Origin of the sequence: Actinomyces sp. HMSC075C01, assembly GCF_001812965.1 — a bacterium.
Classification (GTDB): Bacteria; Actinomycetota; Actinomycetes; order Actinomycetales; family Actinomycetaceae; genus Actinomyces; species Actinomyces acetigenes.
Genome location: NZ_KV810903.1, coordinates 1 through 1044, shown reverse-complemented (window position 1 = coordinate 1044; position 1044 = coordinate 1). Strand labels below are relative to the sequence as shown.

At 67.9% G+C, this 1044-nt stretch carries 1 protein-coding gene; it reads right to left on the bottom strand.

All coding sequences use genetic code 11. The features are described 5' to 3' along the window. Nucleotides 1-27 precede the first annotated feature (27 nt). The gene (locus tag HMPREF2883_RS00035) at nucleotides 28-930 is read right to left on the bottom strand and encodes an IS982 family transposase (protein WP_070658047.1); all 903 of its coding nucleotides are present in this window, start codon (nucleotides 928-930) and stop codon (nucleotides 28-30) included. Nucleotides 931-1044: the final 114 nt, after the last annotated feature.

Below are 1044 nucleotides of genomic sequence, written 5' to 3'. Positions count from 1 at the left end.
CTAGATGATTGATTCCAAGGGGATTGGTTAGTGGTCGTAGGGGGTCAGGGAGCGTAGGTGGGGGTTGCTGGTGTTGTCGTTGTGCCAGATGGCGGCTGTCAGGGCCAGGATGCGTTGGGCGACGCGCGTGGTGACTCCGGTGGGGGTACGCCCGTTGTGGCGCTCGAGCCCGAGTTGGTCCTTGAGGGTGTCGAAGACGGACTCGATCCTCTGGCGCAACGGGCGCAGGAGACCAGCGCCGGGGCGCGGGGCCTCGTTGCGTGCGGCTGGGCGCAGCAGGGTCAGCCCTGCCTGGTTCAGGTCATCCTCCAGGTCCTTGGAGCGGTAGCCCTTGTCGGCGATGATCGTGCGGGCGCTGGTGGGCGCCAGGTGCTCGAGCATGCTGCGCAGGACCTCGCGCTCGTCCTGGCCCGGGCTGGTGACTGCCCAGGCCACCGGAAGACCGTGAACGGTGCACACCAGGTGCAGGCGCAGGCCCCAGAAGAAGCGTGAGTGCGAGGCGCAGTACCCGTAGCCGGCCCAGCCGGCCAGGTCCGAGCGCATCACGGTGGGCCGGGAGCGGGCGCATTCGATGGGGGTGGAGTCGACCAGGTGCACGTCGTCGGTGTAGACGCTGGTGGTGGTGGCCAGTGCGGCCGCCAGCCACCCGATGGTGCCGGCCAGGGCGCGCAGGCGCTTGTTGTAGCCGGACTGGCCCGGGATGTAGGGGAACATGCCGGTCAGGTGCTTGCGGGCGTAGCGCAGGAAGCGTCTTTCGGTGTTGATGCCCACCAACGGTGCGATGGCGGCCAGGGTGAGGACCTCGGCGTCGGTGATCGTCGGGGCGATCCCCACCCGCGGGCGGGACGGAGTGATCTCGGGGTGGGCCTTCAACAGGTCGTCAGCGGTGACGTACAGTGCGGTGGCGAGGGTCTCCAGGTCGGTGTCCACTTTCTCAAGCTCCCAGCGCGAGGAAACGGTTCTAGCAGCACCGATCCTGCGGGACCCTCGCCCCTACCCCAAGCCCCCACACCGACCCACACCCCTTGGAATCAATCATCTAGG